Source organism: Streptococcus sp. SCPM-O-B-15277 (M60), assembly GCF_058200335.1.
The window spans coordinates 265,180-281,996 of the sequence record NZ_JBYQGR010000002.1; the positions used below are offsets into that span (position 1 = coordinate 265,180).

At 40.9% G+C, this 16,817-nt stretch carries 10 protein-coding genes; 9 read left to right on the forward strand and 1 reads right to left on the reverse strand.

Annotated elements, in window-relative coordinates; genetic code table 11:
• Nucleotides 1-5: 5 nt before the first annotated feature.
• From AC3E9F_RS04755 to AC3E9F_RS04780, 6 genes are all read left to right on the forward strand, one after another.
• A complete protein-coding gene (locus tag AC3E9F_RS04755) occupies nt 6-845 on the forward strand; it encodes a carbohydrate ABC transporter permease (RefSeq protein ID WP_004250812.1) in 840 nt (279 codons plus the stop codon).
• A 200-nt stretch (nt 846-1,045) separates the two neighbouring features.
• Nucleotides 1,046-1,498, forward strand: a complete 453-nt coding sequence (locus tag AC3E9F_RS04760; RefSeq protein ID WP_263394386.1) for a NanQ anomerase/TabA/YiaL family protein — start codon at nt 1,046-1,048, stop codon at nt 1,496-1,498.
• Nucleotides 1,499-1,518: 20 nt separating this feature from the next.
• Nucleotides 1,519-2,169: a YesL family protein gene (locus tag AC3E9F_RS04765; protein ID WP_263394387.1), complete on the forward strand. Its 651-nt coding sequence runs from the start codon at nt 1,519-1,521 to the stop codon at nt 2,167-2,169.
• 164 nt (nt 2,170-2,333) lie between these two features.
• Nucleotides 2,334-3,251, forward strand: a complete 918-nt coding sequence (locus AC3E9F_RS04770) for a dihydrodipicolinate synthase family protein (protein WP_254730137.1) — start codon at nt 2,334-2,336, stop codon at nt 3,249-3,251.
• A 15-nt stretch (nt 3,252-3,266) separates the two neighbouring features.
• Nucleotides 3,267-4,151: an ROK family protein gene (locus tag AC3E9F_RS04775; protein WP_414254025.1), complete on the forward strand. Its 885-nt coding sequence runs from the start codon at nt 3,267-3,269 to the stop codon at nt 4,149-4,151.
• Nucleotides 4,152-4,462: 311 nt separating this feature from the next.
• Complete coding sequence (locus AC3E9F_RS04780) at nt 4,463-11,758, forward strand: alpha-L-fucosidase (RefSeq protein WP_490672872.1); 7,296 nt, start codon at nt 4,463-4,465, stop codon at nt 11,756-11,758.
• Nucleotides 11,759-11,873: 115 nt separating this feature from the next.
• On the opposite strand, the gene AC3E9F_RS04785 is transcribed toward AC3E9F_RS04780, so the two are convergent.
• Nucleotides 11,874-12,725: a MurR/RpiR family transcriptional regulator gene (locus AC3E9F_RS04785; RefSeq protein ID WP_263394390.1), complete on the reverse strand. Its 852-nt coding sequence runs from the start codon at nt 12,723-12,725 to the stop codon at nt 11,874-11,876.
• 192 nt (nt 12,726-12,917) lie between these two features.
• Between AC3E9F_RS04785 and pbp2b the strand changes: the two genes are divergently transcribed.
• The 3 genes from pbp2b (at nt 12,918) to AC3E9F_RS04800 (ending at nt 16,777) form a co-directional block, all read left to right on the forward strand.
• Nucleotides 12,918-14,960, forward strand: coding sequence for a penicillin-binding protein PBP2B (gene pbp2b / locus AC3E9F_RS04790; protein WP_317852504.1), 2,043 nt, complete (start codon nt 12,918-12,920; stop codon nt 14,958-14,960).
• A 10-nt stretch (nt 14,961-14,970) separates the two neighbouring features.
• Nucleotides 14,971-15,567, forward strand: a complete 597-nt coding sequence (recR, locus tag AC3E9F_RS04795) for a recombination mediator RecR (protein WP_263394392.1) — start codon at nt 14,971-14,973, stop codon at nt 15,565-15,567.
• 166 nt (nt 15,568-15,733) lie between these two features.
• On the forward strand, nt 15,734-16,777 hold the full coding sequence (locus tag AC3E9F_RS04800) for a D-alanine--D-alanine ligase (RefSeq protein WP_263394393.1): 1,044 nt from the start codon (nt 15,734-15,736) through the stop codon (nt 16,775-16,777).
• The last annotated feature ends 40 nt before the right edge of the window (nt 16,778-16,817 follow it).

Here is a 16,817-nt window from a genome sequence, read left to right on the forward strand (position 1 = left end):
CAGCTATGCAATCTACACAAAAGAAACCTTTAACAGCCTTCACTGTTATTTCAACCATCTTCTTGCTTTTATTGACTGTACTGTTTATCTTTCCATTCTACTGGATTTTGACAGGTGCATTCAAATCACAACCGGATACCATTATGATTCCACCACAATGGTTCCCGAAAGCTCCAACTATGGAGAACTTCCAACAATTGATGGTGCAAAACCCAGCCTTACAATGGATGTGGAACTCAGTCTTCATTTCATTGGTAACTATGTTCTTGGTTTGTGCCACTTCATCCCTAGCTGGTTATGTATTGGCTAAGAAACGTTTCTATGGACAACGCATTCTATTCGCTATCTTTATCGCTGCCATGGCTCTTCCAAAACAAGTTGTCCTTGTACCATTGGTACGTATCGTCAACTTCATGGGAATCCATGACACTCTTTGGGCGGTTATCTTGCCTTTGATCGGATGGCCATTTGGGGTCTTCCTCATGAAACAGTTCAGTGAAAACATTCCAACAGAATTGCTCGAATCTGCTAAGATTGATGGATGTGGTGAGATTCGTACTTTCTGGAGCGTAGCCTTCCCAATCGTGAAGCCAGGATTTGCAGCTCTTGCAATCTTTACCTTCATCAATACATGGAATGACTACTTTATGCAGTTGGTTATGTTGACATCTCGTAACAACTTGACCATCTCACTCGGGGTTGCGACTATGCAGGCTGAGATGGCAACCAACTATGGTTTAATTATGGCAGGGGCTGCTCTTGCAGCGGTGCCAATCGTAACAGTCTTCCTTGTCTTCCAAAAATCCTTCACTCAAGGTATTACTATGGGAGCCGTTAAAGGTTAATACTCTGCGAAAATTGAATATAGTACAATCTGTTTATCAGTATGCAGAAGTATAGTTGATAGACTAAGAGAATACAGGATATATAAGTGTCTACAAAATGGAGAGAAGTTGGTTACTTCATGAAGTTTTGTTAGACACTTATAAACTTACTGGCTAGACATTTTGTGTCTGAAGATAACAATCAAGTAAAGGAAATTACTATGATTTTTGATGATTTAAAAAACATTAGCTTTTACAAGGGAATCCATCCAAATCTGGATAAGGCTATTGATTATCTCTATGAGCATCGTAAAGATACTTTTGAATTGGGTAAATACGATATTGATGGAGATAAGGTCTTCTTAGTTGTACAGGAAAATGTTCTCAATAAAGAAGAAAATGATCGCTTTGAGCATCATAAAAACTATGCAGACTTACATTTGTTAGTTGAAGGACATGAGTATTCTAGTTACGGTTCTCGTATCAAAGATGAGGCTGTAGCCTTTGATGAAGCTAGCGATATTGGCTTTGTTCATTGTCACGAACAATACCCACTTTTGTTGGGATATCACAATTTTGCAGTCTTTTTCCCAGGAGAACCTCATCAGCCTAATGGTTATGCAGGTATGGAAGATACAGTTCGCAAATATTTATTTAAAATTTTAATCGATTAGTCAGTTAGGAGGAGCAAACAATGGCACATAAAGGATCTGGATTGATAAAAGCGGCTTTCGATACGGATAATTTTCTTATGCGTTTTTGCGAGAAGGTTTTAGATATTGTGACGGTTAACCTACTCTTTGTTGTGTCTTGTTTGCCTATTGTGACTATTGGAGTAGCTAAAATCAGTCTCTATCAGACAATCTTTGAAGTGAAGCGCAGCCGTCGTATTCCTGTTTTCAAAATCTATATTAGAGCCTTTAAGCAAAATTTGAAATTAGGTTTTCAGTTAGGTTTGCTGGAACTAGGAATCTTTTTGATTAGTGTAATTGACTTATCACTATTCTGGAGTCAAACTGGTGTTGCCTTTCAGCTCATTAAAGCTATTTGCTTGGGAATTCTGATATTTTTAACCCTAGTTATGTTGGCTAGCTATCCGATTGCGGCACGCTATGACTTGACTTGGAAAGAAGTTCTTCAAAAGGGCTTGCTCTTGGTCAGCTTTAACTTTGTTTGGTTCTTCTTGATGCTTGCGATTATTTTCTTAATCATCATGCTTCTCTATCTATCAGGCTTTACTCTAGTACTTGGTGGTTCGGCATTTCTACTCTTTGGCTTTGGTCTTCTTGCCTTTTGCCAAGCAGGATTAATGGAAAAATTGTTTGCTAAATATCAAGAGAATTGAAAACAATATGAAACTACTTTCAAACAAGAAAAGCTTCGGGAGATGTATAGAAATTAAAATCTAAGTGGCTTGGATGTATTGAAAGCGCTTTTTACAAGGTGTATACTAAAATAGTAAATAATCATCTGCCCGGTGCAGAAAATAAGAAATTTTAGGAGAAATCTATGTCAGATTTAAAAAAATATGAAGGTGTCATTCCTGCCTTCTACGCATGTTATGATGATGCGGGTGAAGTAAGCCCAGAACGTACTCGTGCTTTAGTTCAATACTTTATTGATAAAGGTGTTCAAGGACTTTACGTTAATGGTTCTTCAGGTGAGTGTATCTACCAAAGTGTAGAAGACCGTAAATTGATCTTGGAAGAAGTCATGGCAGTTGCTAAAGGTAAATTGACAATTATTGCTCACGTGGCTTGCAATAATACGAAAGACAGTATCGAACTTGCTCGTCATGCAGAAAGCTTGGGAGTAGATGCTATCGCAACAATCCCTCCAATTTACTTCCGTTTGCCTGAGTACTCAGTAGCAAAATACTGGAACGACATCAGTGCAGCAGCACCAAATACAGACTATGTTATCTATAACATTCCTCAATTGGCAGGAGTTGCTTTGACTCCAAGTCTTTACACAGAAATGTTGAAGAACCCACGTGTGATTGGTGTTAAAAATTCTTCAATGCCAGTTCAAGATATTCAAACTTTTGTTAGTCTTGGTGGCGAAGATCATATCGTCTTTAATGGTCCAGATGAACAATTCCTCGGTGGTCGTCTTATGGGTGCTAAAGCTGGTATTGGTGGTACTTATGGTGCTATGCCAGAACTCTTCTTGAAACTCAACCAATTGATTGCAGATAAAGACCTAGAAACAGCGCGTGAATTGCAATATGCAATCAACGCTATCATTGGTAAATTGACTGCTGCACATGGAAACATGTACGGTGTTATCAAAGAAGTCTTGAAAATCAATGAAGGGCTTAATATCGGATCAGTTCGTTCTCCACTTACACCAGTGACCGAAGAAGATCGTCCAGTTGTAGAAGCAGCTGCTCAATTGATTCGTGAAACTAAGGAGCGTTTCCTCTAATCAATAGGAGGCTTTATGACTAATTACGTTGCAATTGATATTGGTGGAACTAATATCAAATACGGTTTAATTGACCAAGATGGACAACTTGTAGAGTCTAACGAAGTAGCGACTGAGGCTCATAAGGGTGGCCCACACATCTTACAGAAAACAAAAGATATCGTAGCTAGCTATCTAGAAAAAGGACAAGTGTCAGGTGTAGCCATTTCCTCAGCGGGAATGGTTGATCCTGATAAGGGTGAAATTTTCTATGCTGGTCCACAGATTCCAAATTATGCCGGAACCCAATTTAAAAAGGAAATTGAAGCTAGCTTTAATATTCCTTGTGAAATTGAAAATGATGTCAACTGTGCAGGGCTTGCTGAAGCTGTCTCTGGTTCAGGAAAAGGTGCAAGTATTACTCTTTGCTTGACAATTGGGACTGGTATCGGTGGTTGCTTAATCATTGATGGACAAGTTTTCCATGGCTTTAGTAATTCTGCCTGTGAGGTTGGTTATCTGCACATGCAAGATGGAGCTTTCCAGGATTTAGCGTCTACGACAGCTCTTGTTAAGTATGTAGCAGACGCACATGGAGATGAAATGGAACAGTGGAACGGTCGCAGAATTTTCAAAGAAGCTACCGAAGGCAATAAACTCTGCATGGAGGGGATTGACCGTATGGTAGATTACCTTGGTAAGGGTCTCGCAAATATTTGTTATGTTGCCAATCCAGAAGTTGTCATCCTTGGTGGTGGCATTATGGGGCAAGAAGCAATTTTGAAACCAAAAATCCGTAAGGCTTTGAAAGATTCGCTTGTTCCAAGTTTGGCAGACAAGACTCGACTTGAATTTGCCCACCATCAGAATACTGCTGGTATGCTCGGAGCATATTATCATTTCAGAACCAAACAGTCCTAAATTGGCTTTGCCAATTTAGGTTTTTTTGGCAGGAAAAAAGTTAGGTAAAACTTTAATAAAACTTTGGAAGCCCTTGCATTTCTTGGAATAATATAGTATATTTATTATACTGAGAAATCTCGAAAAAGCGTTTGTAAAATCAAGTCATTTTTTTATTCAGAAAAAATGTAAGCGATTTCTAAAATGAATTTAAACAGAAGATAAGAGTGGGAGGAAGAAGAGTTTTAAAGTAGGTACTGAGAAATAAGATTGTCGCCAGAGAAACTGGGCTCTTGCAGTAGCTGACTGCTTTTGTTCATTAGGAGAATTTGATGAAACAGTATTTTTTTGAAAGAAGTCGTATATTTAGTATTCGTAAACTAACGGTTGGTGTAGCCTCTGTGGCAGTTGGACTAGCTTTTTTTGCATCTGGAAATGTTGCTGCTAACGAAGTTGTGACAGAGCCAAAACTAGAAGTGGAAGGTCAAGCAAAAGAAGTAATCGATGTTGATAAAGAAAAAGTAGAGACAGTTAAGGAAACTAAAGAAGTAGCGACTCCTGTTAAAGAAGATGTAGCTGAACAAGTAGCTCCTGCTACAGAAAAAGCAACAGAAGAAACTAAAACTACTGAAGAAGCTGGCGATTTACTTCCGGCAGAGATTCCTGACCGTGCTTATCCTGATACACCAGTGAAAAAATTGGATACTTCAGCTATTGTATCAGAAAAGGATAGCCCCAAAGTAGAAACGAAGAGTATTTTAAAAGCTGAAGAATCAAATGCAACTGAAGTTGAGAAAGATAATAGAGCTATTATCAATGGTGGTCAAGACCTTAAGCATATCAATTATGAGGGTCAACCTGCTACATCAGCTACCATGATTTACACAATTTTCAGCTCACCTCTAGCAGACGGTGGAACTCAGCGTTACCTCAATTCAGGTTCTGGTATCTTTGTAGCTCCAAATATCATGTTGACAGTGGCTCATAATTTCTTGAAGAAGGATGCCGAAACCAATGCTGGTCATATCTTAGGTGGTGATACCGCTAAGTTCTACTACAATGTCGGCTCTAATACTCCAAAAGAAAGATCTTTACCAACTTCAGGAAAGGATATTTTGTTTAAGGAAAAAGATATTCATTTTTGGAATAAAGAAAAGTTTGGTGAAGGTTACAAGAATGACCTAGCCTTGGTTGTAGCCCCTATTCCACTTCAGATTGCAAGCCCAAATAAGGCTGCAACCTTTACTCCTTTAGCAGAGTATCGAGAGTATAAAGCAGGGGAACCTGTTAGTACGATTGGCTATCCTACAGACTCAAGCTCACCAGAATTGAAGGAACCAATTGTACCTGGCCAATTGTATAAGGCTGACGGTGTTGTTAAAGGTACTGAAAAATATGATGATAAGGGAACTGTTGGAGTTACTTATCGTTTGACTTCTGTATCAGGTCTTTCTGGTGGTGGTATCATCAATGGGGATGGCAAAGTTATCGGAATCCACCAACGTGGGACTGTTGACAATATGAACATTGCTGAAAAAGACCGCTTCGGTGGAGGTCTTGTCTTGTCTCCAGAACAACTGGCATGGGTCAAAGAAATCATTGACAAGTACGGTGTCAAAGAAGGCTGGTACCAAGGTGATAACGATAATCGCTATTACTTTGATTCGAAGGGACAATTGCTCAGAAATACAACAGCTGTCATTGGCGGAAACAAGTATGCCTTTGACAACAGTGGTCTAGCAACCTTAGTTGAAGGCGTTGATTATGGCCGAGTAGTTATCGAACATGTGGACCAAAATGATAACCTAGTCAAAGAAAACGATACGTTTGTAGACAGGGCAGAAGTTGGAGCACAATTCAATTATAACTACAAATCGGAAATTGAAAAAACAGATTTCTACAAGAAGAATAAAGAAAAATATGAGATCGTTTCAATTGGAGATTCTCCAGTCAATAAACAACTGAAAGACCCTTGGGATGAGGATCATAGTGTTGTAAGCAAGACTCCTGCAGGGACTCGTGTCATCAAGGTGGTTTATAAAGTGAATAAAGGTTCTTTTGAAGTTCACTATCGCTTGAAAGACTCTGATAAAGAGTTGGCAACTGCAGATGTGGACAATAATGAAGGTAAGGAATACGATGTTTCCTTTGTTCATAGATTCCAAGCCAAAGAAATTGAAGGCTATCGTCCAGTAAATGCGAGCCAAGAAGCGACTATCAAGCATAAAGGGGTGAATGAAGTTATTTTTGAATACGAAAAGATTGAAGATCCAAAACCAGCGACTCCTGTAACTCCAGTAGCTGATCCAAAAGATGAAGAAACAGAAATTGCTGCTTACGGTCCACTGCCTAGCAAGGCTCAATTGGATTATCACAAGGAAGAATTAGCTGCCTTCATCCACTATGGTATGAATACCTATACTAACTCTGAGTGGGGGAACGGTAGAGAAAATCCTCAAAACTTTAACCCGACGAACCTTGATACAGACCAGTGGATTAAGACATTGAAGGACGCTGGATTCAAACGAACAATCATGGTTGTGAAACACCATGACGGATTTGTCATCTATCCTTCTCAATATACAAAACATACCGTAGCTGCTAGTCCATGGAAAAATGGTAAGGGTGACCTTCTTGAAGAAATCTCAAAATCAGCAACTAAGTATGACATGAATATGGGTGTGTACCTATCACCATGGGATGCAAATAATCCAAACTATCACGTGAATACTGAAAAAGAGTACAACGAATACTACCTTAACCAACTCAAGGAAATCCTTGGCAATCCTAAATACGGAAATAATGGTAAATTCATCGAAGTATGGATGGACGGTGCGCGTGGTAGCGGAGCTCAAAAAGTAACCTATACCTTTGACAAGTGGTTCGAGTACATCAAGAAAGCTGAAGGGGATATCGCTATCTTCTCTGCTCAACCGACAAGCGTCCGTTGGATTGGTAATGAACGTGGAATCGCTGGAGATCCAGTTTGGCATAAAGTCAAGAAAGCTAAAATCACCGACGATGTGAAGAATGATTATCTCAATCATGGGGATCCAGAAGGAGATATGTACTCAGTCGGTGAAGCAGACGTTTCTATCCGTTCAGGTTGGTTCTACCATGATAATCAACAACCAAAATCAATCAAAGATTTGATGGATATTTACTTCAAGTCTGTTGGTCGTGGAACGCCACTTCTACTCAATATTCCACCAAATAAAGAAGGTAGATTCGCAGATGCAGATGTCGCCCGCTTGAAAGAATTCCGAGCAACCTTGGATCAAATGTATGCGACTGATTTCGCTAAGGGTGCAACAGTTACTGCAAGCTCTACTCGTAAGAATCACTTGTATCAAGCAAGCCACCTAACAGATGGTAAGGATGATACCAGCTGGGCACCAGCAAATGATGCTAAAACGGGTGAATTTACTGTCGATCTTGGTCAAAAGAGACGCTTTGACGTAGTCGAACTCAAAGAAGATATCGCTAAAGGTCAACGTATCTCTGGCTTCAAGGTTGAAGTTGAGCTCAATGGACGTTGGGTACCATACGGGGAAGGGTCAACTGTTGGTTATCGTCGCCTTATCCAAGGTCAACCAGTAGAAGCACAAAAGATTCGCGTGACCATTACTGGTGCACAAGCGACACCTATTTTGACAAACTTCTCTGTTTATAAGACACCAAGCAGTATTGAGAAAACAGACGGCTACCCTCTAGGATTGGATTACCATTCAAATACAACAGCTGATAAAGAAAATACAACTTGGTATGACGAATCTGAAGGTATCCGCGGAACATCTATGTGGACAAACCAAAAAGATGCTAGCGTCACCTACCGTTTCACTGGAACAAAAGCATATGTAGTATCTACAGTGGATCCAAACCACGGTGAAATGTCAGTTTACGTAGATGGTCAGAAGGTTGCAGACGTGCAAACCAATAATGCATCTCGTAAACGTAGCCAGATGGTTTATGAAACAGATGATTTGGCTCCAGGTGAACATACCATCAAACTCGTTAACAAAACTGGCAAAGCTATTGCAACTGAAGGTATCTACACGCTCAATAATGCTGGTAAAGGTATGTTTGAGTTGAAAGAAACAACCTATGAAGTTCAAAAAGGCCAACCAGTTACTGTAACTATCAAACGTGTTGGTGGTAGCAAAGGAGCTGCAACAGTTCATGTTGTAACAGAGCCAGGAACAGGGGTTCACGGTAAAGTTTACAAGGATACAACCGCTGACCTGACTTTCCAAGACGGTGAAACTGAGAAAACAATCACGATTCCAACAATCGACTTTACAGAGCAAGCTGATTCAATCTTTGACTTCAAAGTGAAAATGACTAGCGTTTCTGACAATGCCCTTCTTGGTTTTGCTTCAGAAGCTACGATTCGAGTGATGAAGGCAGAATTACTCCAAAAAGACCAGACAATCTATGACGATCAAGCAACTCAGCTTGACTATAGCCCAGGTTGGAACCATGAAACCAATTCTTCAGGTAAATACCAAAACACTGAGTCTTGGGCATCATTCGGTCGATTGAATGACGAGCAAAAGAAAAATGCTAGTGTAACAGCCTACTTCTACGGAACAGGTCTTGAAATCAAAGGTTTTGTTGATCCTGGGCATGGTATCTACAAGGTTACTCTAGATGGTAAAGAACTTGAGTATCAAGATGGCTTAGGGAATGCGTCTGAATACAATGGTAAGAAATACTTCAGTGGTACAGCTACTACACGTCAAGGCGATCAGACTCTCGTTCGTTTGACTGGGCTAGAAGAAGGTTGGCATGCTGTGACCTTGCAATTGGATCCAAAACTAAATGATACCTCTAGAAATATTGGTATCCAAGTTGACCAGTTCATCACTCATGGTGAAGATAGTGCTCTTTATACCAAAGCAGAGTTAATCCAAGCCATGAAGAGCTGGAAGGATGAGTTGGTTAAGTTTGACCAGACAAGCTTGAAGAATACTCCAGAGGCACGTCAAGCCTTTAAGTCAAACTTGGACAAATTATCTGAGCAACTTTCAGCAAGTGATGCCGATGCACAAGAAGTTCTGAAAACAGCAACAGCTTTGCAAACGATCCTTGATAAGGAGGGAAATTACGGTGCAGATGATACGCCAACACCAGATCAGCCAGAAGAACCAAACTATGACAAGGCTATGGCAAGTCTGACCGAAGCGATTGAAAGAAAAACAGCTGAACTCGGTGATGACAAGGAAGCTAAGAAGAAGCTAGTCGCACTAACAGAGCAAGCCTTGGCAACCATCCAAGAAGCTAAGACTCAGGATGCAGTAGATAAGGCCTTGCAAGCAGCTTTGGCATCTATCAACAGTCTTCAGGCGACTCCGAAAGAGGAGCCAACTCCAGAAGAACCTGCAAAACCAGAAGAACCAAACTACGACAAGGCTATGGCAAGTTTGGCAGAGGCTATTCAAAACAAGAGCAAGGAACTCGGAAACGATAAAGAAGCTAAGAAGAAACTAGTTGAGTTGTCAGAACAAGCTCTTACTGCTATTGAAACAGCCAAGACTCAGGATGCAGTAGATAAAGCTTTGCAAGTAGCTTTAGCATCTATCAACAGTCTTCAAGCGACACCAAAAGAAGAGCCAACTCCAGAAGAACCTGCAAAACCAGAAGAACCAAACTACGACAAGGCTATGGCAAGTTTGGCAGAGGCTATTCAAAACAAGAGCAAGGAACTCGGAAACGATAAAGAAGCTAAGAAGAAACTAGTTGAGTTGTCAGAACAAGCTCTTACTGCTATTGAAGCAGCCAAGACTCAGGATGCAGTAGATAAAGCTTTGCAAGCAGCTCTAACATCTATCAATCAGCTTCAAGCGACTCCGAAAGAGGAGCCAGCTCAACCAGAGGAGCCAGCCAAACCAGAGGAGCCAAGCAAACCAGAAGAGTCTAAGATTGACTACCATAAGGCGATTGCAGATTTGACTGAAGCTATCGAGAAAAAAGCAACAGAACTTGCCGATGATGTACCTGCTCAGGAAAAACTCGTTGAACTTGGAGAACAAGCTCTTGCGGCTATCCAAGAAGCTAAGACTCAAGATGCTGTTGAAAAAGCCTTGCAAGACGCGTTGGTATCCATCAATAAGCTTCAAGCAACTCCAAAAGAGGAGCCAGCTCCAGAAGAACCAACACAACCAGAGGAACCAGCAAAACCAGAGGAGCCAACACAACCAGAGGAGCCAAGCAAGCCAGAAGAACCTGCAAAACCAGAAGAACCAAGCAAACCAGTAGAGCCTAAGCTTGACTACGATAAAGCTATGGCAAGCTTGTCCGAAGCCATTAAAAGTAAAACAGCTGAGTTGGGTGATGACAAGGAAGCTAAGAAGAAACTAGTTGAACTAGCAGAACAAGCCTTAGCTGCTATCGAAGAAGCCAAAACTCAGGATGCAGTAGATAAGGCCTTGCAAGACGCTTTGGCATCTATCAACAATCTTCAGGCGACACCAAAAGAGGAACCAGCTCCAGAAGAGCCTGCGAGACCAGAGGAGCCAAGTAAGCCAGAAGAAGAAGTGGAACACTCAAATCTTCCAACTGAAGGTGTTAAAGAATTGAGTGTAACTCAACCAAGCCTTGAAGTAACGACAGAGCCAATTTCCTTCAATACGATTCGTCGTGAAAATTCTCTCCTACCTAAAGGTAAGGAACAAGTCATTTCTGAAGGAAAAGAAGGTCAAGTAACGACCTATGTAGAAGTTGATGGTAGCGATCGTAAGGTTGTCAAAGTAGAACGTGAAGAAGCTCAAGATCGCATCCTTGAAGTTGGTACGCAAGAAGGAACTGCTGTGCCAACAGAAGGCGTTATGAATTTGGACTTTAATCTACCAAATCTAAAAGTAGAGAAAGAACCAATCGCCTTCAAGACTGTTCGCCGTGAGAATGCTGATTTAGCTAAAGGTAAGGAACAAGTTGTTTCTGAAGGAAAAGACGGACAAGTAACGACTTATGTAGAAGTCGATGGTGACAACCGTAAGGTTCTTAAGGTTGAACGTGAGGAAGCCCAAGACCGCATCGTCGAAGTTGGAACCAAGGAAGAAAGTCCATCAACTGATAGCACATTGAAGGTCTTGAAAGATTCATCAACAAACTTGAAACTGATTGCTCGAGAAGGGGACCTCAATGGTGGTTCTGTTCTAGAGGTCGATAAGGTTGCTAACCAGGTCTTGGAAGGTCGCCGTTTCGATGCTTATCAAATTCAATTGAAGAATGAGAAAGGAGAACTTGTTCAATTGAAAGGTGCAGCCCTTGTTCAAGTTGCTGTGGCGTCTGATGTAGCCAATGTCTATGCTATGAATGCAAATCAAGAATTGCAGGAAGTGAAGTTTGAACAAAAAGGTTCATCCCTTGAATTTGTAGCTCCACATTTAGGTGTCTATGCAGTAGTGTACAAAGATGCACCTCAATCAGATGCACCAACAAATGTAGAAACTCCTGCACCACAACCAATGGGAGAAGACAAGCTAGAGGCGAAGGGAACTGTAGCAGATTCTGCTAGCAAACAGTTACCGGCAACAGGAGAAGAAGTCAGTTCAGCTCTCTTGCCTGCCCTCACTCTAGTTTCAGGAATGATGCTATTCTTCTTCAAAAAAGAGATGAAGGATTAGCAGAGACTAAATCAAAGAACGTGTTTTGAAACACTAAAAAAGGGAGTCCCATTGTGGACTCCTTCTTTTATTGATAACGTTCTTCCAAACAGAAAACCCTGAATTGTTTTCAATTTCAGGGCTTTCTATTTCTTGTATTTCTACGATAACCATTCAGTCTATTATTTTCCCAATAGCTATTAAAGATTTTTTCTTTACTTTCGCGATCAATCTCTAGGAAATAAGCGTAGAGTAAATCAATGATAATCAGCATTGGAATCTGAGCAGAAATTCGTTGAATATAAGAGGCTTGGTTTTGACTTGCGACCAAAATGGTTTCTGTAAATGCTTGAGTATCCTTATTCGGTGCACTTGTAAATAGAACCGTCTTGGCTCCCATGTCCTGGGCATCTAATAAACTGTCTATGATAGACGGTGTTGTTCCTGAGAGGGAAAAACCAAAGACCAAACATTTTTCATCAATGATACTAGTCGTCCAGGCAAAACCGTCTGGATCGGTTAAGGCTTCACAGACGACACCCAATCTCATAAAACGTAGCTTCATCTCACGTGCAACTAAACCAGAACTTCCTGTTCCGAAAAAATACACGCGTTCTGATTGGTCAATCATCTGAGCTACACGTTCCAACTGCTCATCGTCAATCAATCCTTGAGAAATTTCTCGCACATTTGCATAACTTCTGAGAACTCGTTGAGTCAAAGGATTCATATCCTGTTGAGGAGCAGAAAGAGTGTCTTTTTGTTGCTGATATTTGAAGATGAATTCTCGATAGCCCTTAAAACCACACTTCTTGGCAAAACGAGTGAGCGCCGCCTGGGAAATATGAAGTTTTTGCGTGACTTGTTGAGAGGATAAGTCATCATTTATGGTATCTGCCTGCAGAAAATAGCGGGCAATTTCTTGCTCTAAATCGGTCATTTCTTCAAAGTGAAGGTCGATAATCGTAGAGATATCTTGCTTATTCATGGAACTCCTTTTATAGCTATTTGCCAAAATTACTTTGACAAATCTAACAAATAAAATAGCGCTTACCTCTATTATATCATAGAAAATACTTTTTGGACCAAAAAGGAAAAGTCTTTTCTTTTTCCATAATTTTCTACCTAAATTATGGTACAATGAAGAGTGTGATTTTGATTAGAAATGAGATTGATGTGTATGAGAAAATTCAATAGCCACTCGATACCGACACGGCTTAATTTGTTATTTGCAATCGTTATCTTGCTCTTTTTAGCAATTATTGGTCGTTTGCTTTATATGCAAGTTCTTCATAAGGATTTTTACGAAAACAAACTAGCTTCTGCTAGTCAAACTCGTGTAACTATGGGTTCTGCTCGTGGAGAAATCTATGACGCGGCAGGAAAGCCTTTGGTTCAAAATACCGTTAAGCAAGTTGTTTCCTTCACACGAAGCAACAAGATGACTGCAGCTGATCTAAAAGACATTTCTAAAAAATTGTTGGACTACGTAACAGTTACTTCTCCAGAGTTGACTGACCGTCAAATGGCTGACTACTATTTGGCTGATACCGAAGTTTATAAGAAGACAGTCGAAGCTCTTCCAAAAGATAAACGGTATGATTCAGATGGCAATCAACTTTCTGAATCTGAACTCTATAATAATGCTGCTGAGAGTATTGCAGCGAATCAGCTGAACTATTCTGATGATGAAAAGAAGGCAATCTACCTCTTTAGCCAACTCAATTCAGTAGAAAATTTTGCGACGGGGAATATCCAAACCGATCCTTTGACGGATACGCAGGTAGCTCTGATTGCATCTGCTTCTAAGAAATTGCCAGGTATTTCTATCTCTACTTCATGGGATCGAAAGGTTTTAGAAACCTCACTTTCATCTATTGTTGGAACTGTTTCTAGTGAAAAATCCGGACTTCCAGCAGAAGAAGTGGATGCGTATTTGAAAAAAGGTTACTCGCTTAATGACCGTGTCGGGACTTCTTACCTTGAAAAACAATACGAAGAAGTCTTGCAAGGTAAACGGACGATCAAGGAAATCCATTTGGACAAGCACGGAGATATGGAGAGCGTAGAGAATATCGAAGAAGGTAGCAAGGGTAAAAACATCAAATTAACCATTGATTTGACCTTCCAAGATAGTGTTGATAGCCTCTTGAAGAGTTATTTCAATTCTGAACTTGCAAATGGTGGTGCTAAATACTCAGAAGGCGTTTATGCAGTAGCCCTTAATCCTAAGACAGGTGCTGTATTGGCAATGTCAGGGATGAAGCATAATCTGGAGACTGGTGAATTGACACCAGACTCACTAGGGACAGTGACCAATGTTTTTGTACCAGGGTCTGTCGTTAAGGCGGCAACCATCAGTTCCGGTTGGGAAAATGGGGTCTTGTCAGGCAACCAAACCTTGACAGACCAACCAATCGTTTTCCAAGGTTCTGCTCCTATCAATTCGTGGTATACCCCTTATTACGGTTCCTTCCCGGTTACAGCCGTTGAGGCTCTAGAATATTCATCTAATGCCTACATGGTTCAAACTGCGCTAGGAATGATGGGTCAGACCTATCAACCAAATATGACAGTCAAAACCAACCAACTTGAGTCTGCCATGGGAAAACTACGCGCGACTTTTAGTGAGTATGGTTTGGGTGCTTCTACAGGTATTGACTTGCCAGATGAATCGACAGGATTTATCCCCCAAAAATTTGACTTGGCTAATTATTTAACTAATGCTTTTGGCCAGTTTGATAACTACACACCGATGCAATTAGCCCAGTACGTTGCAACTATTGCTAACAATGGTGTTCGTCTAGCTCCACATATTGTCGAGGGAATATACGACAACAATGATAAGGGTGGCCTTGGGGAATTAATCCAAGCAATAGATACCAAGGAAATCAACAAGGTCAATATTTCTGAATCAGATATGGCAATCTTGCACCAAGGATTTTACCAAGTATCGCATGGAACTAGTCCCCTTACGACAGGACGGGCGTTTTTAGATGGCGCCACTGTTTCTATCAGTGGTAAGACCGGTACAGCTGAAAGCTATGTAGCTGGTGGTCAAGAAGCTAATAATACCAATGCCGTGGCCTATGCTCCAACAGAAAATCCTCAAATTGCAGTTGCAGTAGTCTTTCCTCATAATACCAATTTAACCAAAAATGTTGGGCCAGCAATTGCTCGCGACATTATCAATCTATACAACCAACACCATCCAATGAACTAGAAAGGAAGCCATGCTTTACCCAACACCTATAGCTAAGCTGATTGACAGTTATTCTAAACTTCCAGGTATCGGGATTAAGACAGCGACCCGACTGGCCTTTTATACCATTGGGATGCCGGATGACGATGTCAATGAATTTGCAAAAAATCTCCTTGCAGCCAAGCGAGAATTGACTTATTGCTCTATTTGTGGACGTTTGACAGACGAGGATCCATGTTCTATCTGTACGGATTCTAGCCGTGATCAGTCTACGATTCTGGTTCTGGAGGATAGCCGCGATGTCGCTGCCATGGAAAATATCCAGGAATACCACGGGCTTTACCATGTTTTACACGGTTTGATTTCCCCTATGAATGGGATTAGTCCCGATGATATCAATCTGAAAAGTCTCATGACTCGCCTCATGGAGAGTGAAGTTTCTGAGGTCATCGTGGCCACCAATGCGACTGCTGATGGTGAAGCAACTTCCATGTATATCTCTCGACTACTTAAACCCGCAGGGATCAAGGTTACTCGCCTGGCACGAGGCCTAGCAGTCGGAGCAGATATCGAATATGCTGACGAAGTAACACTCCTAAGAGCTATTGAAAACCGTACCGAACTTTAGTCTGTAAGGATATAGAACAGGCAATTAACTAGTAGATACGATATATAAGAAATCAAGAGACTGGATTTATTTTTAATCCAGTCTCTTTTTTGCTATTCAAGTTTAAAAAAAGAGACAAATGTGATATACTAAAGAGCAAGTATTCTAGTAGAAACAGGACAATCATATGAAACAAACAATTATTTTATTATATGGTGGACGCAGTGCAGAACGTGAAGTGTCTGTATTGTCAGCTGAGAGTGTCATGCGTGCGGTCAACTATGATCGTTTCGCAGTCAAAACCTTCTTTATCAGCCAGTCCGGTGATTTCATCAAAACCCAAGAATTTACCCAAACTCCTGGACAAGATGAACGTCTCATGACCAATGAAACGATTGATTGGGACAAGAAAATTGCTCCAAGTGCTATCTACGAAGAAGGAGCGGTTGTTTTTCCAGTTCTTCATGGACCTATGGGAGAAGATGGTTCTGTTCAAGGTTTCTTAGAAGTCTTGAAAATGCCTTATGTCGGTTGTAACATCCTATCTTCAAGCCTTGCCATGGATAAAATCACAACTAAGCGTGTCTTGGAATCTGCTGGGATTGCCCAAGTCCCTTACGTAGCGATTGTTGAAGGGGATGACTTGACTTCTAAGATTGCAGAAGTTGAGGATAAATTAACCTACCCAGTCTTTACCAAACCATCCAATATGGGTTCTAGTGTCGGTATTTCTAAGTCTGAAAATAAAGAGGAACTCCATCAAGCTCTCGAGCTTGCCTTCAAGTACGATAGCCGTGTCTTGGTAGAACAAGGAGTTAATGCACGTGAAATCGAAGTTGGTCTCTTAGGAAACTACGATGTCAAGAGCACGCTTCCTGGTGAAGTTGTCAAAGATGTAGCTTTCTATGACTACGAAGCAAAATACATCGATAACAAGATTACTATGGATATCCCAGCCAAGATTAGTGATGAAGTAGTAGCAGTCATGCGTAAAAATGCAGAAACTGCCTTCCGTGCGATTGGTGGACTTGGTCTATCACGTTGTGACTTCTTCTACACAGATAAGGGAGAAGTTTTCCTAAACGAGCTCAACACTATGCCAGGATTCACCCAATGGTCTATGTATCCCTTGCTTTGGGACAATATGGGTCTTCCTTACCCAGAACTAATTGAGCGTTTGGTTGATCTTGCTAAGGAAAGCTTTAATAAGCGTGAAGCACACCTATTGTAAAGACAGCTATAAGGGCGGGGCAAGACTCCCTGCCCCTTTT